The organism is Paenibacillus riograndensis SBR5, from assembly GCF_000981585.1.
Lineage (GTDB): Bacteria > Bacillota > Bacilli > Paenibacillales > Paenibacillaceae > Paenibacillus_AQ > Paenibacillus_AQ riograndensis.
Map to the genome: position 1 here is coordinate 5,101,249 of NZ_LN831776.1, position 23,537 is coordinate 5,124,785.

16 protein-coding genes are annotated in these 23,537 nt (G+C 52.1%); all 16 read right to left on the minus strand.

The window, feature by feature from the left end:
• Positions 1-183: 183 nt before the first annotated feature.
• The 16 genes from PRIO_RS21620 to purT all read right to left on the minus strand — a co-directional run bounded on the left by PRIO_RS21620 (position 184) and on the right by purT (position 23,473).
• Positions 184-615: a MarR family winged helix-turn-helix transcriptional regulator gene (locus PRIO_RS21620; protein WP_020429133.1), complete on the minus strand. Its 432-nt coding sequence runs from the start codon at positions 613-615 to the stop codon at positions 184-186.
• A gap of 248 nt (positions 616-863) precedes the next feature.
• Complete coding sequence (gene gyrA, locus PRIO_RS21625) at positions 864-3,305, minus strand: DNA gyrase subunit A (RefSeq protein WP_020429132.1); 2,442 nt, start codon at positions 3,303-3,305, stop codon at positions 864-866.
• Between the two features lie 355 nt (positions 3,306-3,660).
• Positions 3,661-5,643 carry a DNA topoisomerase IV subunit B gene (gene parE, locus PRIO_RS21630; RefSeq protein WP_020429131.1) on the minus strand — a complete coding sequence of 661 codons (1,983 nt, stop codon included), beginning with the start codon at positions 5,641-5,643 and terminating at the stop codon, positions 3,661-3,663.
• Between the two features lie 65 nt (positions 5,644-5,708).
• Positions 5,709-6,698: an ABC transporter permease gene (locus PRIO_RS21635; RefSeq protein WP_020429130.1), complete on the minus strand. Its 990-nt coding sequence runs from the start codon at positions 6,696-6,698 to the stop codon at positions 5,709-5,711.
• On the minus strand, positions 6,691-7,671 hold the full coding sequence (locus tag PRIO_RS21640; RefSeq protein ID WP_020429129.1) for an ABC transporter ATP-binding protein: 981 nt from the start codon (positions 7,669-7,671) through the stop codon (positions 6,691-6,693). The genes PRIO_RS21635 and PRIO_RS21640 overlap by 8 nt, the downstream gene beginning before the upstream one ends.
• Positions 7,672-7,726: 55 nt before the next feature.
• On the minus strand, positions 7,727-8,647 hold the full coding sequence (locus PRIO_RS21645; RefSeq protein ID WP_020429128.1) for a GDSL-type esterase/lipase family protein: 921 nt from the start codon (positions 8,645-8,647) through the stop codon (positions 7,727-7,729).
• Positions 8,648-8,837: 190 nt separating this feature from the next.
• Positions 8,838-9,608: a CAP domain-containing protein gene (locus PRIO_RS34430; protein ID WP_046504648.1), complete on the minus strand. Its 771-nt coding sequence runs from the start codon at positions 9,606-9,608 to the stop codon at positions 8,838-8,840.
• Positions 9,609-9,771: 163 nt separating this feature from the next.
• Positions 9,772-11,733: a WG repeat-containing protein gene (locus tag PRIO_RS21655; RefSeq protein ID WP_046504652.1), complete on the minus strand. Its 1,962-nt coding sequence runs from the start codon at positions 11,731-11,733 to the stop codon at positions 9,772-9,774.
• Between the two features lie 896 nt (positions 11,734-12,629).
• Complete coding sequence (gene mglC / locus PRIO_RS21660; protein ID WP_025708391.1) at positions 12,630-13,637, minus strand: galactose/methyl galactoside ABC transporter permease MglC; 1,008 nt, start codon at positions 13,635-13,637, stop codon at positions 12,630-12,632.
• 14 nt (positions 13,638-13,651) lie between these two features.
• On the minus strand, positions 13,652-15,163 hold the full coding sequence (locus PRIO_RS21665) for a sugar ABC transporter ATP-binding protein (protein WP_020431267.1): 1,512 nt from the start codon (positions 15,161-15,163) through the stop codon (positions 13,652-13,654).
• 123 nt (positions 15,164-15,286) lie between these two features.
• A complete protein-coding gene (locus PRIO_RS21670; protein WP_020431266.1) occupies positions 15,287-16,366 on the minus strand; it encodes a galactose ABC transporter substrate-binding protein in 1,080 nt (359 codons plus the stop codon).
• Between the two features lie 340 nt (positions 16,367-16,706).
• On the minus strand, positions 16,707-17,726 hold the full coding sequence (locus tag PRIO_RS21675) for a substrate-binding domain-containing protein (protein WP_046504658.1): 1,020 nt from the start codon (positions 17,724-17,726) through the stop codon (positions 16,707-16,709).
• Complete coding sequence (locus tag PRIO_RS21680; protein ID WP_020431264.1) at positions 17,723-19,546, minus strand: sensor histidine kinase; 1,824 nt, start codon at positions 19,544-19,546, stop codon at positions 17,723-17,725. The genes PRIO_RS21675 and PRIO_RS21680 overlap by 4 nt, the downstream gene beginning before the upstream one ends.
• A 3-nt stretch (positions 19,547-19,549) precedes the next feature.
• Positions 19,550-21,199 carry a response regulator gene (locus PRIO_RS21685; RefSeq protein WP_020431263.1) on the minus strand — a complete coding sequence of 550 codons (1,650 nt, stop codon included), beginning with the start codon at positions 21,197-21,199 and terminating at the stop codon, positions 19,550-19,552.
• Positions 21,200-21,828: 629 nt separating this feature from the next.
• Positions 21,829-22,293: a GNAT family N-acetyltransferase gene (locus PRIO_RS21695; RefSeq protein WP_020431261.1), complete on the minus strand. Its 465-nt coding sequence runs from the start codon at positions 22,291-22,293 to the stop codon at positions 21,829-21,831.
• Positions 22,283-23,473 (minus strand): formate-dependent phosphoribosylglycinamide formyltransferase, encoded by a 1,191-nt coding sequence (gene purT, locus PRIO_RS21700; protein WP_046504662.1) that lies wholly within the window; start codon positions 23,471-23,473, stop codon positions 22,283-22,285. Before purT ends, PRIO_RS21695 begins: the two co-directional genes overlap by 11 nt.
• Between the last annotated feature and the right edge of the window lie 64 nt (positions 23,474-23,537).

Sequence of the window (23,537 nt, forward strand, 5' to 3'; positions counted from 1 at the left end):
TCCCTCATTTTGGGCCCGAAAGAACAATATAATGGCTCCTGAGTCAGAATGATCCGGAAAAGGTGTGTTTTTCTCAAAATAACGTCTTCTCTGTCCACTTCATGCTGCAGATGGAACCGCTTGCTTCTGCACCGTCGGCACCTTTCAATTTATCAACTTTTTTGTATTGCTTGAAAACACATCTTAGGGGGTTGAGCCCTCCGGTGTTGGAGCGACGACCATTTTTCCCATCAGATAGAGCAGGAGCTGCTGGTTATGGGAGGAAATCGGGTCCAGTGCTTCGGCAAAAAAATCACTGCGGATCTGAAGCCCGCGCTCAGTCTCCCGCTTGCCCGTCTCCGTGATGCTTACCCATACAATCCGCCGGTCGGCAGCATCACGCTCCCGGACAATCAGGCCATGCTTCTCCATCCGGTCCAGCAGCATCGTTACCGCTGCCGGGCTGGTCGCCAGATGCGGAGCCAGATCGGAAGGCTTCATCGCGTCACGTTCCTGCAGTAATTCCAGTACGGTGAGTTGGGCATCTGTAAGTGTAGGGGCAAGGTTGCTATCCATATGTAACTTGTAATCCTTCAATAATTTATGCCAGATCTTACTGAATTCAGTGGAGTGCACACTTATTCCTTCCTTTCTAGATCAATAGGGATGGTATCCTGTCGGGACGCTATAACTACATTTTCGCGAGATAACTTCCATTTCCTGCAAAAGAAAAAAATAAATAGCCCGCTGCCAGCTAAAAATGAATCCTTTGGACTATGATTCTGGTACTGCGGGTATACCTTAAAACGGTGCCCGTCATCTCCGCAGGGAGGTTCCGGACACCGTTCATTTCTTCACCCATTGCTGGAATAACGAATCACAGGTTATTTGATCGCCGGGAACAGGCTTATAATCTCGTCCTTTTTCTCTACGGACACAAGCTGCTTCCCTATCGAACGGCGTTCGCTGAGCGGTGCCGATTCAGAGGAGAAGGAATGCGTTGCCCCCTCGCGGGTAATGGCCACCAGCTCCAGCGGTTCCCGGCAATAGAAGGCACCGGAAATTCTGCTGCCGTTCGGGCGGACACGTTTGCCTTCCTTGAATTCGAAGGTTGGCATGCCTTTGCCGCCCCGGCTCTGTGCAGGATAATCCAGCAGGAGCGTGCGTTTGGCATAGCCGATTTCGGTTACAGCCAGAATTTCGCCTTCATCTTCATTGACCCAGAAGCAGGAGACCACCTCGTCCCCTTCACGCAATTGTATTCCCCTCACCCCGCTGGCCACACGGCCCATAGGGTTCACTTCGTTCTCACGGAATCGGATGCTCATGCCTTCACGGGTCACCAGCACAATCTCCTTGTCACCGCTGCTCAGCGCCACTGTAAGGACCTCATCCCCTTCAGCCACCTTGCAGGCTGCAACGGCCCCTGAGCGGCTGGTAGAGTATTCCTTGAGCTCTGTACGCTTCACCTGACCCTTGCGCGTGACGAAGACCAGGCTGGCTCCAGGATCATCCATATTGCCCACCGGCAGGATACTGGCAATCCCGTCCCCCTTGGCGAGGCCAATCACGTTGACGATCGCCGTACCCGGCTCTTTCCATTTAAATTCCGGGATCTGATGGACCGGAAGCAGGAAATATTGGCCTTTGCGGGTGAACACAAGCAGGCTGTCCCGGGTATTCAGGTCCATCAGCCTGACGATATGGTCGCCTTCCTTCACACCCGAGGCATTCCGTTCACCGCCTGACCGGGTAAAGGACAGCATGCCGGTCCGTTTGATGTATCCGTCCGCTGAGAGAGCTACAAGAACATCCTCGGCGTTGACGAGCACTTCGAGGCTGACTTTAAGCTCCTCCACTTCGCCCTGGATGAGCGAGCGGCGGTCGATGCCGTATTTGTCGCGGATTTCAATCAGCTCTTTCCGGATTACGGCGATCAATTTCTTGTCACTCTCCAGAATTCCCTTCAGCACGGCAATGCGGGCATTCATTTCGTCCAGCTCCTTCTGGAGCGAATGAATTTCCAGATTGGTTAATCTGTACAGCTGCAAGGTGAGGATCGAATCCGCCTGGCGTTCACTGAAGCCGAACATCCAGACCAGGTTGTTCTGGGCATCCTGGCGGTTTTTCGACGCTTTGATGGCGGCGATGACCTCATCCAGAATGTTCAGCGCTTTGACCAGCCCCTCCAGGACGTGGGCGCGGTCCTCCGCTTTTTCCAGATCGAATTGGGTGCGGTGGGTTACCACCTCGCGTTGGTGGGCTATGTAAGCCTCCAGGATGGCTTTGAGGCCAAGCTGCTGTGGGGACTTGTTGACGATTGCCACCATGTTGAAATTATAAGTAACCTGCAGGTCGGTTTTTTTGAGCAGGTAAGCCAGGATGCCCTGGGCATCCGCCTCTTTCTTAAGCTCGACTACGATCCGGAGGCCATCGCGTCCGCTCTCGTCGCGGACTTCAGCGATGCCTTCGATCTTTTTCTCCAGACGGATATTCTCCATGGAGGTGACCAGCCGCGATTTTACGATCTGGAACGGCACCTCGGTAATCACAATCTGCTGCTTCCCGCCGCGCAGATTCTCGATTTCCGTTTTGGAGCGCAAGTAGATGCGCCCTTTGCCGGTACGGTAAGCATCCATGATGCCCTCGCCGCCCATAATGGTTCCGCCTGTCGGAAAATCCGGACCTTTGATAAAGGTCATGATGTCCTCCAGCGCAATATCCGGCTTCTGCATGACGGCGATACATGCGTCAATAACCTCACGCAGATTATGAGGAGGAATTTCCGTCGCAAACCCGGCCGAGATGCCGCTGGTCCCGTTGACCAGCAGATTCGGGTACCGTGAAGGAACCACCACCGGCTCTTTGGCCGTATTGTCAAAGTTGTCCTTGAAGAGTACGGTGCGCTTCTCGATATCGCGCATCATCTCCATCGCGATCGGGGACAGCCGCGCTTCCGTGTAACGCATCGCTGCTGCCGGGTCATCATCCATGGAACCCCAGTTCCCGTGGCCGTCTATAAGCACGTGGCCCATCTTCCAGGGCTGTGCCATCCGCACCATCCCCTCATAGATGGAGGAGTCTCCGTGCGGATGATAATTCCCCATTACATCCCCGACCGTCTTGGCGGACTTGCGGTATGGCTTGTCCGGGGTATTGCCCGAATCATACATCGCATAGAGAATCCGGCGCTGCACGGGCTTCAGCCCGTCGCGGACATCCGGGATCGCCCGGTCCTGAATAATATATTTGGAATACCGGCCAAAGCGGTCACCGACGACCTCTTCCAGAAAAGCCGGCAAAAACTGTTCTGATAAACTGCTCATTCGCTCACCTTCTGTTCCTCAATCTGTCCAACTCAAAAATAGTGTGGTGATATCCTCGTCACTGCGGGGAATGTTTGGACTTCCGGCCGCTGTTGTCTCCAGATTTCTTCAATTTATACCGCGTTCGCGGTGGAAATCCGGAGACAAAGGCGGACGCTACCGCTCCTCCAGTTCCAAAATTCCCCTTTGCTCCTTTCATCACCAAGCTATTCCAAACTCGGAATTTTCGTCGCTATCCGAAAAAACACATTTCTGTGCCACGCTGTGCCCCGGCACCTTTATGAAATCATGCTGCCGGACCAGCGGCACGGGAGAATCACGGAAGACACTCCATATCCGGTTTCGACTAAGCTTGCTATTCCTCAATCTCCGTAAAGTCGACATTCTCGACAATCCAGCGTTTGCGCGGGTCCACCTTGTCGCCCATCAGCGTAGATACACGGCGTTCGGCCTTGGCGGCGTCCTCGATCTGCACCTGCAGCAGATTGCGCGACTCCGGATTCATCGTGGTCTCCCACAGCTGTTCCGGGTTCATTTCACCCAGTCCCTTGTAGCGCTGCAGCTCGAAATTTTTCCCGAATTCCTTCAGGTAGTTCGCCAGCTCCTCGTCGCTCCAGGCGTAGCGCACCGTCTCCAGCTTGCCCGATTTGCGCGTCAGCTTATAGAGCGGCGGCTGGGCGATATAGACTTTGCCAGCATCGATCAGCGGCTTCATATAACGGTAGAAAAAGGTCAGCAGCAGCACCTGGATATGCGCCCCGTCCGTATCGGCATCGGTCATGATGATGATCTTGGAATAATTGCTGTCTTCTACGGCAAAATCCGGCCCGATCCCTGCACCGATGGTGGCAATAATCGCCTTGAATTCGTCGTTCTTGAGCACATCCAGCAGCTTGGCCTTCTCCGAATTCATCGGCTTGCCCTTCAAAGGCAGGATGGCCTGAATCTTGGAATCCCGGCCCTGCTTGGCTGAGCCTCCGGCAGAATCGCCTTCGACAATGAACAGCTCTGTGCGTGTCACGTCCTTGGACTGTGCAGGCGACAGCTTGCCGCCAAGGTTCGAGCTTTCGCTGCGTTTTTTGCCGCTGCGGATCTCATCGCGGGCCTTGCGCGCGGCTTCCCGCGCCTTCGAGGCCTGAATCGACTTCTTCAGCAGGCTCTGTGCCACCTGCGGATTCTCTTCCAGAAAACGGGCCATATTCTCGGCCACGATATAATCCACGGCACTGCGCGCGGAGGCGCTGCCCAGCTGGTCCTTGGTCTGTCCGACGAACTCCACCTCGGCCATCTTGACGCTGATGACTGCCATCATGCCCTCGCGCAGATCATTGCCCTCCAGGTTCTTGTCCTTTTCCTTGAGCAGCTGGGTCCGGCGGGCATATTCATTCAGCACACGGGTATAGGCAGTCTTGAAGCCCGTCTCATGCGTGCCGCCGCTGCGGGTCGGAATTGAGTTCACGAAGGATGCCAGCGTTTCGGTATATCCGGCATTGTACTGCAGGGCAACCTCAACTTCAATATCATCCTTCTCGGAGCTGAAATGAATCACATCATGCAGCACGTCCTTGCCCTCATTAAGGAACTGCACGAACTGGCTGGCCCCGCCTTCATAAAAGTATTCATCCTGGCGGCCGCTGCGCTCATCCGTCAGTATGATGCGCAGCCCGGAATTCAGAAATGCAATCTCCTGCACCCGTTCCGCCAGCGTATCATAATTCAGGGCGATGCCGTTTGGAAAGACACGGATATCCGGCTTGAACGTAATCTTCGATCCGGTCTTATTCGTATTCCCCAGAATTTCGAGTCCCGTTACGGGCTCACCGACATGCTCCTTGCCGCTTTTGTCTACCCAATATTCAAAGCGCTGGCGGTGGATTTTGCCGTCCCGGTATATTTCAACTTCCAGCCACTCGGACAAGGCGTTCGTGACCGAAGCCCCTACGCCGTGCAGACCGCCGGATTTCTTATAGCCGGAGCCGCCGAATTTGCCGCCTGCGTGCAGGATCGTAAACACCACCTGCGGTGTAGGCACTCCGGTCTTGTGCATTCCGGTTGGAATTCCGCGTCCGTTGTCGAGCACGGTCACCGAGCCGTCCTTGCGGAGTGTAATATCAATCTTCGAGCAAAATTTAGCCAAATGCTCATCTACGGCGTTATCTACGATTTCCCATACCAGATGGTGCAGTCCCGAAGAACTCGTACTGCCGATATACATGCCGGGCCGTTTGCGTACTGCAACCAGACCTTCGAGCACCTGAATGTCGTCAGCATCGTATCCAGTTCCGGCTGTGCTGCCGTTCTTGGAGACTTTTGCAAACATATCGATCTGTTCGAGCATTCATGCTCCTCCTTCTTTCTCTATCTGCGAAATGCAAACAAACGTTTTGGTTCACTTTGTACATTCTAATTCAAAATATCCCGTTTCGTAAAGACGGCGAATGAAATGATCACTGAAAGAATCCCCCAAACGGCCAGCACACCCATGGAAAAAGACAGCGTCATCCCCTCAATCGGGGCGGGGGAACCGGCCAAATACCCGGTCAGACCCAGGTTGACCATAAATAAATATTTGGCCGTCGTCCACGCCGAAGCCATATTGGTCAGAATGGTGCCGGCAATCAGCGCCGCCATCATTACGACAATACTTGCGGCTGTGCTGCGGACAAGCACGGACACCATAAAGGCCAGGAGCGCAACAACTACGCTCACGAACCAAATCAGGCCGCCTTGCATCAGCAGATATTTCCACTGCGGCACCGCATGCACGGCAGACATATCTACGGTATCTCCATTCAGCTGAAAACCCGTAAAGACAGGCACATTAAATCCCTTATAGCCAAAAGCAAGACCCGAGATAAGGTAGCTGATCACGAAAGCTGCGAGCACAATGAGCGAAACAAACATCAACAGTGCTGCCATTTTGCTGAACAGCACCTTCCAGCGCTTCACCGGGCGGGTCAATAGCATTTTGATGGTACCGGTGGTCCGCTCTCCAGACACCAGATCGGAGGCCACAGCCATAATCAGCAGCGGAATGAACAGGGATACCGAATTGTCCAGGAACTCCCGGGTGAAGGTTACCCCGCTGGGTTCGTTGGGGTTCACATCATGATCCAGATAATATTGCAGCTGCTGGACAAATATTTTCCGGTACGACTTCCATTCCTCCGGAATCCGGTCGCTGCCCAGCGAATTCTGATTATCCGTAATCTGCTGCTGGATCTCCAGCCTCCAGTCCGAATTGAACTTATCCTTGTTGCGGTCGGCAATCCGCATCTGTGCATAGGTGAACATAGGCACGAGAACAACCAGAATGAGCAAAATGATGTAGAAACGCTTCTTTTTTATTATTTTCAGGCACTCATTGCGGATGAGCGGTATCAGGCTAGTCAATAGTTTCACCTTCCGTTAGCTTCAAGAATAGCTGTTCCAGTGTGGGATTGATTTTATGCACGGCTCTTACTTCCACCTCAGCTGTAACCAGCACGGCTACAATTTCTGGGATCAAATCCTCCTCCATCACCGTAACCAGTGAATTCGCCCCCATTCCGGCAATAATGGAATCGTCCAGCGTCACCTCATCCAGCTCCATCAGTGAAATATCCGGCCGGCTGCCGAGGATCTTCTTTGCCCTGCTTAGCGGTTCCAGTTCCCAGAGTACATAAGGAGAATTACGGGCGACCAGATCCTCAACTCCGCCTACAGCCAGCACCCGTCCTTTGCTGATAATTGCCACCCGGTCACACAGCAGCTGAATTTCGCTCAGCAGATGGCTGGAGACAAATACGGCCAGCCCTTCAGCGGCAAGCTGGCGGATGAATTCCCGCAGTTCCTTGATTCCTTTGGGGTCAAGCCCGTTTGTCGGTTCATCCAGAATCAGCAGCCGGGGCCGTCCGAGAAGCGCTTGGGCAATCCCCAGACGCTGGCGCATACCGAGCGAATACGTGCTCACCTTATCGTGAATCCGCTGATCCAGCCGGACAATATCCACGACCTCATCAATGCGGGCCTTGTCGACTCCCGGCTGCATCCGGGCAAAATGCTGCAGGTTCTCCCACCCGGTCAGGTAGGTGTATACCTCCGGGTTCTCCACAATGGAGCCGACATATTGCAGCGCTTTTTCGGGCTGCCGGTTCACATTATAGCCGCATACGGTAATTTCCCCCTCACTGGGACGGATCAAATCCACAAGCATGCGGATCGTGGTCGTTTTACCGGCTCCATTCGGACCGAGAAACCCAAAAACTTCGCCCTCCCGCACATCAAAGGTTACATCGTCAATAATCCATTTGCGGCCTATCTTTTTGCGGACACCCTCTACTGACAGCACTACGGTTCCGGAGCCGCCGCTTTGATCTTTTGTCATCCTTCTCACAGCCCCCTGTTCTCCATTTCTGTGTCCTGTTCACTGTTCATGCGGCTTACTGCACTGCCTGTACGATCCGCTCGCTCATCCGCTGGTAACCATCGCCATTCGGATGAAAATGGTCGCTCGATAAATACTTGTCCAGATGGCGGTTGAACAAATCAAAGGTCGGGACAAGCGTCATATTGCTGTGCTTATTAATAATATCCATCGCCGCATTATTCCAGGCAGTTACCGCCTGATTGCCCGGTACAAGCAGCTCAGGAATATCTCCGAAGGGGTTATAGAGCCCCATATAAAAAATCTGTGCCTCAGGATTAATCTCCGCAATGCGTTCCAGTATCGTATTCAGCCGTTTGGCCGCTTCCGGAAGAGCGGCCAGCAGCGATTCGGGGGTTAGGTCCTCCGCGCCCTCAGCGCCTTCAGTCATCCCCTCGCCGACACCTGACCCCGAACTTGCACTGGCACCTGCGCTTCCACTGCCTGTATTTTCCGTTTCCGGTGTCGCTATTTGCTGGCCTTTCCTGCTGCTCCCCAAAAGGTCGGAGCCCCTGAACAGATCATTCCCGCCGATGGAGACCAGGATCACGTTGGACTGGCGCAGCGCGTACTTCACGCCTTCCTGCTGGAGCCTGCTCTGCAGTCCTGCTGTGGTCATGCCGTTGATCCCCAGATTGCCGACCAGATTCGCCTTGTTGCCTTTAGCTGTCAGGCCGTCTATTGTGCGCTTTACGAAGCCGCTTCCCTCGTTATCGCCCGTTCCCTTAGCCAGAGAGTCCCCTAATGCCACTATTTTGATCACTCCGTCAGCTGCAGCAGCTGGAGCTGCTGTTTCCTGCGGTAAAGTGGTCAGCAAGGCTTCCCCTCTGGGATACAAGATATCCTTTACTGCATAAACAAACCCGCCCAGCAAAAGAATTGTAGCCGCGATGGAAATCAGGCTGACTGCCCGCCAGGTCCATTTGGAATCGTTCAAAAGCTATCCCCCCGTATGCCGTTCTATTCTGCATTGTTCCACAATTTACAAACTTCTTAACTATGTAGATAAACATAATTCTTCTATGTGCAATTTGCAAATGCTCTCATAGCAAAAAAAGCCCCCCGGCTGCACCGGAGGACGGTTATATATGCTGAAGCAGCCAGGGTCTGCCTGCAGCATACAATTTTTACTTGCCGATGAATTCCTGAACCCAGTAATTGTTATCAAAACCGACGCCGATATAATTGAAATTGGCACTTAAAATGTTGGCGCGGTGTCCTGCACTGTTCATCCAGGCGGTCATAACTTCCTGAGGCGTCCGCTGCCCCATGGCGATGTTCTCGCCGGCGTACTGGTAAGTAACTCCAAATGCAGACATCATGTCAAAAGGTGATCCATACGTAGGAGAGGTATGGGAGAAATAATTATTTGTGCGCATGTCTGTGGCTTTGGCTGCGGCAACTTTGTTCAGGCTGGCCAAAGCGGAGACTGGCGAAAGTCCGGCTGCGGCACGTTCCTTGTTGACCAGCGTTACAATCTGCTGGGTAAAGGCAGCGGTTCCTGTGGTATCCGCTACTGCCGGAGCTGCAGGAGTTGCTGCAGGCTTAGCTGTTGCTGCTGGCGCTGCAGGTTGAGCTGTTGGCGCCGGTGTAGCCGCTGGCTTGGCTGTTGGCGCTGGTGTTGCCGCCGGTTTGGCTGGAGCTGTTGGCACGGCAGGTGCCGGTTTGGTAGTGACAACTGGCTGAGGCTTGGTAATGGTTACCGTGGATCCGTCAAACGAAAATCCATTATCGCTATATTGTTGCAGATATTCCATAAATTTTGCGAAGCTGTCAGTCTTCAGGGTCACGGTCTGAACTTCGGATGCTGCATTTGCCTGTAATGGTAGAGAAATGCTAAGCGCCATAACAGCTGCTACACTTCCCCCTAACATCGCTCTTAAAGTCTTGCTCTTCATTCTGCCATCTCCTTATTCGTGTTGTATTGTGGGCTGCCAAGAGCTGCTGAATCAAATATTACAAAGTTGTAATTTGTTCCTCAGTCATTGTAACACAAATCTATCAGCAGTGCGCTTCTAAATTCTGGAGATTAATAGAACAACAAAACCGTATAGAGCTTTTTTAATGAAAGGACTGCCAGAATTCACCTTCGGTTGAGATCAGGCCCATAATCTCTGCATACGGAATACGGAAGGTCGGGAACCCGGCGGCATACGGCGCGATTTCATACGGGGCAAAATACAGGTAAAGTGCCTCTCCATCTACATAAAACGGCTGATCAGCGGAAATGCCTTTATAAGTATTGGGGAAAACATAATCATACTGCGGATCGTTCGCAATCTGCTTGCCGACGATATCACTCAGCTTCTGCACATATTTGCTGCCTGGCTTGAACAAGTCACCGAGCCGGTAAAACCTGCCGTTCTTCAGATTGATGTGTGTATATATCCGCGTAGGCATGCCATGGGCCGCTCCAAACGGATAACGGTACCCGCTTAGCTCCAACACCAGCAAAACCTTCCGGAAAAAGGATACGGCGAAATCGCCTGTATAACTGAAGTCTTGCGTTCCCCCTCCCGTTCCCGCTCCTTCGGCCAGAGAAAGACTCCGCAGCTTATCATTCACTTCTCTGGACACATCCGTAATGGCGATGCCTTCCACCACCGGATAGTACACCAGATAGTCTCTGTTCGGCTTGTATTTCTTCTCCAGCACGGAATAGGGCGGCCGGAGCGGTATCACACCGTTTTGCCTCCATATCTGCTTGCCTCTCCGGTCATAATAAGACGTCCGCAGGTCTACATCTGCCCGGATCAGACTGCCGCTGAAGGAGAGTGTCCCGGAGCCGGGGAGGACCGGAGGCTGGGCAGCCTTTTTGCCGCTTTTATCGATAAAATAAGTATTCTGGGTATCATATACGGACGCCAGGCCGTTCTGATAATTGTTCACGCCGAGCAGAGGATGGCTGCTGAGGATTCTCCCTGTCACTGCGTCTGCAATACCGTACCGCGATCCCCGGTAAGGCTGGGAGGCAATCAGCGGGGTTCCAAGTGCTACCCGGTCTTCGCCAAGCTGCAGCACTTCATAATAGGTGGCCGGGATGATCTGTTTGCCCTGCTTGTCAATAAGACCGTAGGCATTGCCATAGTCTGATGCTGTATTGACCACCGCTCTTCCTCCGGAAAAAGGCAGCGCTGCCGAAAACTGCGGTTGTACCGCTATTGTGCCGTCTGTACGAAGGTAGCCGTATTTACCGTTCTCCTCCGCCTGAAAGGCGAGCAGCCCGTCACCCGGGTAGCCGACAAAAGGATGATGGTACGTATGCAATACAGCCCCCTGCGGATCGATCAGGGCATACTCGCCGTCTTTGATTTTAACCAGAGCAGACCCGGCGGCGAAATCACCGGCATCCTCATAAACGGCTGGCAGCACCTCTTTCCCCTGCGCATCCCAATAGCCGTAAAGGGATTTGCCGGTTGTACTCTGTTTGGAGAACAGTGCCCGCCCTTCCTGCAGCGAATTCAAATAATCCGCCCGCGCCGGAGTGACCTCTTTGCCCTTCTCGTCAATCAGGGTATAACCTTTTGCATCCGAGACCACAGCTCTGCCTTCAGAAAACGGGGCGATAAAGGAATACACCGGTTTCACTTTTTCCCTGCCGGTGCTGTCAATCAGTCCGCTTTTGTCCTTACGCTGCACAACAGCCAGCCCGTTCGCCTGAAATTCCTCGGCATAATCGTACCGTGGCTCGATGGCTGTCTTGCCCTCATTGTTGATATAACCCCAGAGCGTGCCCTCTTTCAGCTTAAAAGGCGCCGGGTGCAGCAGTTCTGCCCTCAGCGCACTCTCCTCCACCTCCGGGAGAACAAGCAGCGGTTCGAGCGGTTTCCGGGAGTAATCCACCCGGTATAAGCCCGCCACAGCAGGGATCGTTACGAACAAATCTTCATCCGCCCGGATAAAATCCTCTTCCTGCTGGGGAATACACTCGTTCCAGCCGATTCCGTCCCAACGCCACACCTCTGTCTGCACGAGGCCGTTATCCCAGCCTTTGATCAGCTCATTTAATATGATCCTCAGCATTCATTCGCTCCCCTTTGCCATAGCCTTATGCCTACAGGATATGGGCAAGGGCGGATTTATGTGCGTGGCCAGGCACGTTCGTGGAGGAAATTATATAGAACAAAAACGGCTGTACCATCCTCCACGGGACAGCGCAGCCGTCTTGGTTCTAGCGTTACCTGGAGAACGACTCCCCGTGAATCCTACGGCAACTTTTTAAGTGGAAAAAGGGACACTAATTTGCGGAGTACCCTATCTTCGGCAGATCTAAGTGGAAAAAGGGACACTAATTCAGCCCATTTCGAGATTAGACAAGAAAATTGGCCCAATTAAGTTTACTTTTTCCACTTAACACTCAGGATTTCTTGATTTTCGGAAAAATAAGTTCCCTTTTTCCAACTAGCACCTGCGAAGAAGCCGATAAAGACGGATCGCCCTATTCCTTCGTGATCGATCCGCAGCCGTTACGGACAGGAGAGCCGTTATGGATAGAAGATTCGGCTATTCCGCAGGACAACGGAGATGCCTTTATTTCTCCCTTTCCCCTTTATTTCAGGCTCCATCGAACGTTATAACGGCTCCTGAGTCCGTAACAGCAGAAAAAGTAAGATTTTTGGCAAAATAAGGGCTCCTCTGTCCGCTTCAGTCCGCGGATGGAGCTACCTTAGGTGATGCAAGTGGCGGAGGGGAGGTTTGGAACTGTAGGAGCGATAGCGTCCGCCTGAAAGCTTTCCAAAGGAAAGCTCGCATCGGAAGCATAAGCTAGTCCTCGGATTTCAACCGAGAATAGCGGTTCAATCAAGAAATCTGCTGACAACAGCGGCCGGAAGCCCAAACACTACCCGCAGCCACACCCTTATCACCTCAAGCACTTTTCCCTCAACACACTCCCTCAACTCTTCCCCTCAACACTTCGCTTACTTCTTCGACGAATATTTCCGCATGTCAAACGATACCGCAGCAATGATGATCAGACCCTTGATAATCAATTGGTAATACGGGCTGATGCCAATAAAGGTCAGGCCGTAGTTGATCAGGGTGAAAATAATAACACCGACGAGAACGCCTGGCACCGTACCGATACCGCCTGTAGTGGATACGCCCCCGACTACACAGGCTGCGATGGCGTCCAGCTCGTACATGTTGCCATAGTTGTTCGTAGCGCCGCCTGTTCTGGCCGCCTCAAGCACACCAGCCAGACCATAAAGGGCGCCGGCGATAGCATAGATGTAGATCAGGTTCTTGGATACATTGATCCCGGACACCTTGGCAGCCTGCATATTGCCGCCGATGGCGTACATGTTTTTGCCCAGCTTGGTTTTGTTGAACAGCACCCAGACAATGGCGGCGACTACCAGGGCGATGATGACAATGTAGGGTATAGAATATTGTCCACTGCCAATAAAACCGGAGCCGATTTTGGTGAAGTCAGGACGCAGGCCGCCAATCGGCTGCGATTGGTTCGGGTCCATATCAAAGTACAGGGAGTTCAGACCGTAGACGATCAGCATCGTGCCCAGTGTGGCGATAAATGGCGGAACATTAAGCTTGGAAACAATGATACCATTGATCAGACCGCAGAGAAGACCGGCAACGATGGCGATAAGAATGGGCAGCCATACCTGCACCTGCGGCATATCCGGGAAGAAACGGCGGGAATAATCCGGGATTTGCAGCATGGAAGCGGAGATCACTGCTGTGAAGCCTACGACACGCCCCGCGGACAAGTCCGTACCGGCCGTGATCAGAATAAAAGCCACACCAAGGGCGATGATGACGCGGGTTGACGACTGAATCAGCACATCGCGCAGGGTGTTGATGGACATAAAGCTTGGCTCATAAATGATAATACCTAGAATTAGCAGGACCAATACGATATAAATCGCATTCTGAGTGACAAAGGATTGAGCTTTTTTAACGTTCATTAGTAGTTTCCCCCTTAATGCTGTGCAGCGAGACGCATAACTTCGGTTTCCGTAGCCTGGTCGCCTTCTAATATTCCAGTAAGCCTGCCTTCCGACATGACCATTACGCGGTCGGACATTCCAAGCAGCTCCGGCATTTCAGAAGAGATCATAATAATGCTTTTGCCCTGCTTCGCCAGGTCGGCGATGATCGAATAAATCTCGAACTTGGCGCCGACATCTATTCCGCGGGTGGGTTCATCCAGCAGCAGAACCTCCGGCTCGGTGAGCAGCCATCTGGCCAGCAGCACCTTTTGCTGATTGCCCCCTGACAGATTCATAATCTGCGTTTTGGTGGTTGGTGTCTTGGTGCGCAGTTTTTCGATCATTTTATCGACTTCTGCTTTCTTCTTCTTGCCGTCAAGCAGGAAGTACGGAGTTTTGTAATGATCCAGATTGGCAATCGCCCCGTTCTCATGAACCGACAACACCGGGAAAATACCAGTTACACGGCGCTCTTCGGTGAGCAGGGCCAGCCCGTGCCTTTTGGCATCCTGCGGCGATTGTATGTTGACCTTTTTGCCCCCGATGGAGATGCTACCGGATTTAATGGACCGCAGGCCGAACAGGGCTTCGATAACCTCTGTCCGCTGGGCGCCGACCAGACCGCCAACGCCGAGAATTTCACCGCGTCTGAGCTCAAAGGATACATCCTTGAACGAGCGGGGTTCTGTCGATGTAAGCCCTTCCACTTTGAGAAAAACTTCACCTGGAACGTTCTGGCGTTCCGGGAACCGGTTGGTGAGGTCACGGCCGACCATTCTGGAGATAATCAGATCTGTGGTCAGCTCCGCCGAAGGCCAGGTGCCGATTTTTTTACCGTCACGCATGATCGTCACTTCGTCAGAGATTTCAAGAATTTCTTCCATTTTGTGCGATATATAAATAATGGCTACGCCTCTTTTTTGCAGATCCCGGATAATCCGGAACAAATGCTCCACCTCCACGCTGGTCAGCGACGAAGTCGGTTCATCCATCACAATAACCCGCGAATGAAAAGAGACAGCTTTGGCGATTTCGATCGATTGGATTTTGGATACGGACAGCTTGCCCACCAAGGTTTCGGGATGCAGATCAATGTCCAGATCCTTGAAAAGGTTTTCAGTGTCAGTAAACATTTTCTTGTGGTCAATGAACTGAAGCGGTCCGAAGCCTTTTGTCGGAAAACGCCCCAGCCAGATATTCTCCATCACATTGCGGAACGGAACGGGATGCAGCTCCTGGTGTATCATGGAGATTCCGTGGCCCAAAGCATCATTGGAATTCGTAATACTAGCCTTTTCACCATCCAGATAAATCTCACCGGCATCCGGTGAATAGATTCCAAACAGACATTTCATCAGTGTGGACTTGCCTGCACCGTTTTCGCCCATAAGTGCATGGACTGAACCCGGCCTAACCTTGAGGCTTACGCCGTCCAGCGCCTTCACGCCGGGAAATTCTTTGGTAATATTGTTCATTTCCAGCAAAAATTGAGATTTTGCCATATTGTTTCGCCCCCTACGCTTTTTTCTTTTTCCATGAGAGGCACAGCGGTTCTATCCTGGTCCCTACCCGTAAGGAATTCCGGGAAACGGATGTTCCGCTCCCCGGTATGATTCAGTTAGAGCTTATTTAGCGTCAGCTACATTGTCTTTGGTGATCTTTTTGTAGGAAATCCAGACATATTGGTTGTCAGTGATGTCAAAGCCCACGTTTTCTTTGGTTGGAGCTTCACCTTTGGCTAGCAGCGCAGCCAGTGTAATCGCCGCTTTACCTTGGTTGTTGGCATCGTTCAGCACCGTACCGAGCATGGTTCCATCCTGCAGCGCTTGAACCGCCGGAGCTGTTGCGTCCACCCCTACAACCGGCATGTACTTGTCGCCAGTAAAATATCCGGCAGCCTTCAGAGCTTCGATCGCACCGAGGGCCATGTCATCGTTGTTGGCAAGGACAGCTTCAATCTTGTCGCCATGGGAGCCGAGGAAGGCTGCCATTTTTTCCTGCCCTTTGACACGGTCCCACATTGCGGTATCTTCAGCTAACTTTTCCACCTTGATGCCGGCATCTTCAATCGCCTGGATGGAATATGTGGTGCGGAGCTCAGCATCCTGATGTCCCGGTTCGCCTTTCAGCATTACGTATTGGAGCACGCCGTCTTTGTTTTTGTCCGCTTCCGGGTGGGCCTTCCAGTAATCCACAATCAGCTGGCCGGACATGGTGCCGGACTCTTCTGCTTTAGCGCCGACATAGTATACTTTGTCCCATTTCTTCATATCTTCCGGAAGCGGTTCACGGTTCAGGAACACCACCGGAATGTCCGCGGTTTTGGCTTTATCGATAATTACGCCTGCTGCTGTGCGGTCAACCGGGTTGATCAGCATGCCGTCGTATTTTTTCGTGATGAAGAGGTCAACCTTGTCGTTCTGCGTAGGCTGAGAGTTTTGGCTGTCTACGATATCCACAGTAGCAATGCCTTTAGCCGCCGTGTCAATCGCGTTGCGGACACCGGTCATGAACGTGTCGTCAAATTTGTAGATGGCCACGCCGACCTTTGGAGTTTCACCCCCGGCTGCACCGGAGTTTGCACTGTTAGTGGCTTTGGCAGTATTGCCTTTATTTCCTGTATCGGCATTATTGTTGCCGCCGCAGCCTGCCAGAGCCGCACCCAGCAAAGCACTGGCGAGTAAAACGGAAGTGATTTTTTTCATAATTATTTGACCTCCTGATCATATTTCTTTTTAGTTGTATCCGTTATGTACCGGGTACGTCTTTATTATGCCCGACGTGAAAACGATTGCGAATATAAAATCCTCATCTGTTGTATGAAAATTCTCATATGCTGAAAGCACCAAAAAAGCTTCCCGATATTGGCATAACCGCAGCCTTTTGAAAAAATAATGTGCACGCAAACAAGCCCGCTCTCCACTTGCAGTGGAAATACGGGCCTGTTGCTCAGGCCTGATATTTTAAGCTATATAAAATTGAACTGGAGCTTCTCCTCCGCCACTTTTCCCTTTATTTATATTTTTTCAAGTTCAATTGTATAGGCTACCTTACGAACGGAAACAGCAGCTTTTGATTCTCCGGCCACAGCATATTGTCCAGGTCAATCAGCTTCGTTCCGGTATCTACGCGCTCCGGCACATCTATGCCTTCTGTGGCCTCTACCGCGTATTTGACCGCTAAATATCCGTTATTGAAGGGATTCTGGATCACTGTGGCCTGAACCGTACCGTCCTGCAGCATCTCCAGCATGGAAGGCGAACTGTCAAAAGCCACCATCTTCAGCGGACCGGGGCCCAATTCCTGAATTACTTTGCCTGCACCCTGGGAAGCTGTTTCATTCAATGTGGCGATCCCGCGAAGACGGGGATGGTTACGAAGCATGTCCCGGGTCAGTTGTTCCGCATCGGCAGTGTTGGAGGAAGTATAAGAAATCTGCACCACTTCAACATTGGGAAAACGGGCAGCGTAGTTGAGAAACCCTTTTTCCCGTTCATCCGCATCCCGTGCGCCGAAATCAATCGTCCCCGTCGAACTGGTCTGTCCGCTTGTGGCGTTGGTAAAATTAATGATCCCGATCTCTCCATACCCGTTCAACAGATCAATCAGCCGTTCTGCGGATTTTTGCCCCGCCTCATAGCCGTTGGAGCCCACATAGGTTTTCACTTTGGCCGAACCCACCTCCGCATCGACAGAAACCACCGGAATCCTGTAATATTCCGCCCGATCCACTACCTGTGCAAGCCCCATATAGCTGCTGGCCGCAAGGATGATCACATCGGCCTTTTGTTTGATAGACTCTTCCACCATGGTAATCTGCTCATCAATGTCGCTCTCCGAATCCGGCGCCTTGAACGTCAGCTTGACATTGAACTCCTTGGCGGCGGCTTCCGCACCCAGCTTCACGGTATTCCAGTAATCGCCCCGGTTCATTTTTACAATCATATGGACGTTGTGTGTTTTATTCGTGCTGATATATGCCGGCGAAGTACCCAGGCAGGAAGTAAGCGCAAGCCCCAACCCTGTGCACAGCAGCAGCACAAGCCCTAAGCGCCAGCTTTTCATTGTACGGAGTCCTCCCTTCCTTCTTCCGGCTCTGTTCCGGCTTGGACCGCAGGAAAGCAAATGGTCACTGTCGTTCCCTCTTCAAGCTCACTCTCAAAAGCAAGTCCGTATTCCCGCCCGTAGACCAGTCCGATCCGTTCATTCACGTTCCGCACACCTACACCTGAACCGCTGCTGCTCTTGCCGCCGCTCAGCAGGGTACCCAACGTCTCTTTGCTCATCCCAAGCCCGTTATCGCTGACCCGGATGATAATCAAACCCTCCACCAGCTCAGCGGTAATAGTGATCAGACCTTCATCCGGCAGCATTTCGATGCCGTGGTAGAGGGCATTTTCCACAATCGGCTGCAGGATCAGCTTTATCGTCTGGCAGGCCAGCACCTCTTCCTCAGCCGAAATTTCGTAACGGAATTTATTTTTGAAGCGGAAGCTCTGAATGACCAGATAATGCCGGATATGATCCAGCTCCTCCTGCATAGTGATCATATTTTTCCCTTTGCTGAGACTGATGCGGAAAAATTTCGACAGCGATTGAATCATGGTCACCACCTCATCCGTTTTGCCGCGTTCTGCCAGCCGGATGACCGAATTCAGCGTGTTGTACAGAAAATGGGGGTTGATCTGCGACTGCAGGACTTCAAGCTCACCCTTGCGTTTGGTTTCCTGCTCGTAGATGATCTGGTCCATCAGCTGCCTGATCCGCTGCAGCATCATGTTGAAACGCCGCGACAGCTGCTCCACCTCGTAGGCACCGCTGACATTGATCGGCGTATTGAGATCCCCCTCCCCTACCAGCTTGACGGTACGCTCAAGCTTGCGGATGGGACTGGCAATCAGCCAGGAGAGGAGAATGGATAACACGATCACACCTACAATCACAACGCCCAGAAACCAGGCCAAAAAGTGGTTCAGGTCACGTTTGGTAGTCACAATCTCATCATAATAAGCGACGCCCACAATCTTCCAGCCTGTCAAATCCAGGGTGCGCACCGTAATAAAACGTTTCTCCCCTGTCGACTCGTCCAGGTAGCTGCGGAATTTATACTCCAGCACAGGCTCCACATTCTCATATTTCAGCCCGGCATAGATCAGCTGCTGCTGCGGATGGTAGACAATGTTCCCTAACGGGTCCAGGATGTAAGCGTAACCCCTTTTCCCCAGCTTAACCTGTCTGCTGAGCTCATCAATGGTGCGGAAGTTGAAGTCGATCAGCAGAATCCCTTTCCTGATTTGCCCGTTCTCTTTGTACTCAATCATTTTGCTGATCGAGACCACCCAGGTGTAGCGTCCTTTGAACAAATTCTGGATATGGGGAGCGGAATAGGAGATTTCCGGGTTTTTGACCGCCGAGGTGAACCAGCTCTGACTCTGCAGTTGGGTGTTGATCCGCATGTTCTGTCCGGGGGTGCCGACAACATATTTCCCCTGTGGGGTGAATACCGCTATTGAAACGAGGTCTTCGCGGCTGCTCATCAGCGTATCCATCCGTTCGCTAAGCAGGGGTGAATCAATGGAAGGGCTGGCAGTAATATGCTCCTCCGCAGTTGCAAAGATATTCGCCATCCCTTTGGCGTACAGGTCCAGATTGTAATTCACCTGCTCAATGATCTGCTGCATGTTCATATTGGCATTCGCTTCGGCCGTTGCGGCAAACTTGTTGTACAGCATAAAACTGACGATCACTGCAACAAGCACTGTGACCGCCGTAAAGGTTAAGGTTATGATGAGCTGAATACTCCGCAGCTTGGAGGGCAAGCGGAGCTTGCCTTTTCTGCGCGGATGCGGGCGGTGCGGAGGAAAATAAGCCTTCGGCTTGTTCATGGCTTATCCTCCCCGGGAGCTGTTTTTGTACTCTTTAGGCGATTGTCCATATTTCTTGCGGAAGCAGAAGCTGAAATAGTTCGGGTCGGCAAAGCCGATCCGTTCGGCGATTTCAAACGCCTTCAGTTCTGTCGAACGCAGCAGCTCTTTGGCCGCTTCAAGACGGATCTGCAGCAGATAGCTGACAAAGGTCATCTTCATTTCTTTTTTGAAAATGCTGCTGAAATAGCCTGTACTGATGTGCAAATGCTGGCAGACTCTGCCGATGGAAATATCGGATTCCTCATAATGGCTGCGGATATAGTCCTTGGCCTGATCGATAAGCTGCTTGTAGCTGGACTGCCGTTCCATAGCAATCGAATCCATCAGCCGGCTGCATACCCCGATAATCCACTCTTTGGCTTCACCCATATTGTTGAACTTATGAATCTCTGACAGTGAAGTAAACCCTAGGCCCGGATAATCGTTCAGCTCACTGCCCGACTCCTTGGCCACCCGCAGAATCGTGGTGATGATCTCCAGCAGGAAAATCTGGTATTCCTGTGTGCTTACCTGTGCCGCATCCAATCCGCCAAACAGCTCGTCCACGACCTCCTTCAGTTCCTGGAGAGTGCCCAGCTTAATGGTGCGGATCAGCGACTGCTGGGTCAGCTCGTCATAGGCGAGCATGCGTCCAACCCGGGATTCCACATCTTCAATCCAGATGACCCGGTTGTTGCCAAGGATCAGCCGGTAATCCAGCGCCTGCAGCGCATCATTGAAGGATTGGGACAAAAGAGACGGAGAATGGCATGCCGTACCGGAACCCGCAGTTACCGTCAGTTTAAGAAAACGCTGGACATTCTGGCGGATTTCTTCGAGGATGGCATACGTCCTGCCGGTAATGGATGCCTCTTCCTTCTCTTCGCTTACCGAGAGCAGCACCACATTATCCCGGTGGATAAATACTTTGCCGAAGCTGTGCTTCTGGCATATTTCCTCGGCAATATTCAGTACGGCGAAAAGCTGCAGATTGCGGTCTCCGGTGTCCCTGAGCGATACCGGTCTGCTGCTGACAGCCTCCCCTCCTCCGCCTTCCCGGATATAATCGACACTGATTACGGAAGCCTGAAACAATTCTCCGCGAAGATGGATTCCGTATTCCGCACTCTTCTCGGCAATTTCCGCGGGCCGGAGCCTGCGGGATACCAGAGAGGAAAGGAACTGCTCACGGAGCACAGGCAGGCTTTTGCGGTAATGCTCACTGAGTACGAATACATTCTCCTTCTCGGCAATCTCCGCTTCAATCGCAGATCTTACCTTAAGCAGAACGTCAATCAGCTCCTGTGCGGAAAACGGTTTCAAAATATATTCATCAATTTGCAGCTTGATGGCCTTTTGGGCATATTCGAATTCATCGTAGCCGGTCAATATAATGATCTTCGTATTAGGATGACGGTTGCGAATCCACTCAGCCAGCTGCAGCCCGTTCATAAATGGCATCTGAATATCGGTAACGACCACATCCGGCAGCAGCCGGTCAATGGAATCCGCGGCCTCCCGTCCGTTCTCGGCCTGATCCACAACCTCAAACCCGTATTGTTCCCAGTCGATCTGCGCGATAATCCCTTCTCTTACATCTTCTTCGTCCTCGGCAAGTATCAATTTATACATCCTTCATCCCTCTTTGAATCAGGTTTAGGTCATACTACAACCATTCTAGCTGATTCGAACGGCTCAATCTATGGTTAAGTTAAGGAAGTGGCAGGGATAAGGAAATACATAAAATTACAGGCAGGTCCGCATGCTAAGAGCGGTGTTGTAGTTTTTCTGCGGGGAAGGAATCGTTAGTACCCGTGTGCAGGCTGCGTTTTTGACGAAGCAGCAGTAAGGAATTCTCAGCCTAATTGCACTTTGTGCAGCAGAATTTCAATAAAAGTGCCTCAAATCCCATTCTGCTGTAATTCGTACAATTGATTTCTGGAATTTCCGGCCCACACCGCTTTTCCCGTATAATCTGCTGCACAGAATACAGCAGATTCAATTTTTCGGCCGATTTGGAGACGAACAATTGCAGAAAGTGCAATTGATCCATGCCGCCAGGCGGCACCACAGAGATGGAATTATAAGCATTAATTGAATATGCAGCGTAGAGTACAGCTCCGGCTAAATTTAAAATCATACACAATAAGAATCAGCTGTGAGGTGTACTATTTCCTTTATTGCGTGGAGCATATAATACTGCTTAAATAAAAAAAACCATCCCGCTTGACCCGGGATGGGGATGATTGGTGCATATAGGCCTATAGCAATGATTTGTTGAAACGGTAACCGGCGGTTTTTTCAAACCCGATATGGCGGTAAAAAGCATGTGCCGGCGCACGCTCCACACGGTTGCCGCTTCTCAGGAAAAGCTCGCAGCAGCCCTTCTGGCGGGCCCATTCCTCTGCTGCGGCCACGAGTCTTTTACCAAGGCCGTTGCCTCTGAGCTCCTCTGCTACAATCAGTGCGGTAATTTCCGTAATACAATCTGCTTGTTTGTAATACGATCTTACCTTGCGTAGTCCAACCATTCCCACAACTTCATTATCCAGTTCTGCAACCAGTGTGCAATGGAACGGATCTGTCTCCATGTCTTCCATTCTTTCTTTCATCACGCTAAGCGTTGTCGGATAGCCGAATTCCCGCAAAAGGGCTGTGACTCTCTCCAGATCATTTAAGCCGCATTTGCGAATTTGCAGTACCTGCTCCTGAGTACTACTGTTCATCCTCAATAACCTCCACTTTTAGCATAGACGCTGCCTGCTTGGCTGCTGTCCGCGCGATCTCCACATCTTCTGCTGCACTTAATGCTACGGCCATCCGCCGCCCTGGACGGATCTCCGGTTTGCCGAACACTCTAACCTGCGTACGGGGAAGCGCCAGTGCTTCGCCAATACCGGTCACCCGAAAAGCTTGTCCGGCTGTTTCTGCCTTCAATGTTGCTGATGCGCCCGGTGACAGCAAATGCACCGGGTCGAGCGGAAACCCAAGAATGGCTCTGACATGCAGAGCAAATTCCGATAAATCCTGTGTAATCATGGTAACCATGCCGGTATCATGCGGTCTCGGCGAAACTTCGCTGAACAACACTCCATGATCCGTAAGAAACAGCTCCACTCCAAAAATCCCAAATCCGCCAAGCTGGTCTGTTACTGCCCGGGCTATCCCTTCAGCCTCAGCCAGCTGGGCTGCGCTCATGTGATGGGGCTGCCAGGATTCCACATAGTCGCCGTCCTTCTGGATATGACCGATGGGAGGACAGAATATCGTCCCGCTGACCGAACGGACGGTCAAGAGTGTGATTTCACTCTCGAAGGTGACAAAAGCTTCTACAATCACCCTTGTTCCTTTGGCGCGTGCACCTTCAAGCGCTGTGTTCCAGCAGCTCTCCGCATCCTCCAGCTTTCTGCAGATGCTCTGCCCTTTGCCGGAAGAGCTCATGATCGGCTTAATCACGCAAGGGGTACCCAAGATCTCTACGGCCTGGCGCAGCTCATCCAGACTATCCGCAAAGCGGTAGCCGGCCGTCGGCAAGCCGAGTTCCTCGGCAGCCAGCCGGCGGATGCCTTCCCGGTCCATGGTCAGCCGGGCTGCACGGGCGGTGGGAACCACCAGGAAACCTTCTTCTTCCAGCTCCTGCAGCGCATGTGTGGCAATGGCTTCAATCTCCGGTACGATCAGATCCGGCTTCTCGGCACGAATAAGCTTCTTCAGCGCTTCCGCATCGAGCATATCAATCACATGCGAACGATGGGCCACTCCCATCGCCGGTGCAGCTTCGTAACGGTCAACAGCTACGGTCTCTACGCCAAGGCGCTGAGCTTCGATAATGACTTCCTTGCCCAATTCCCCGCTGCCCAAGAGCAGCAGCTTACGGCTCTGGGTTGAAAAAGGAGCTCCCCACATTGTCGATTCCAACCTCTTTCAGCAATTTGACTGCTTTGTTCTTTTTTTCTGTAAAAAAAGCAGT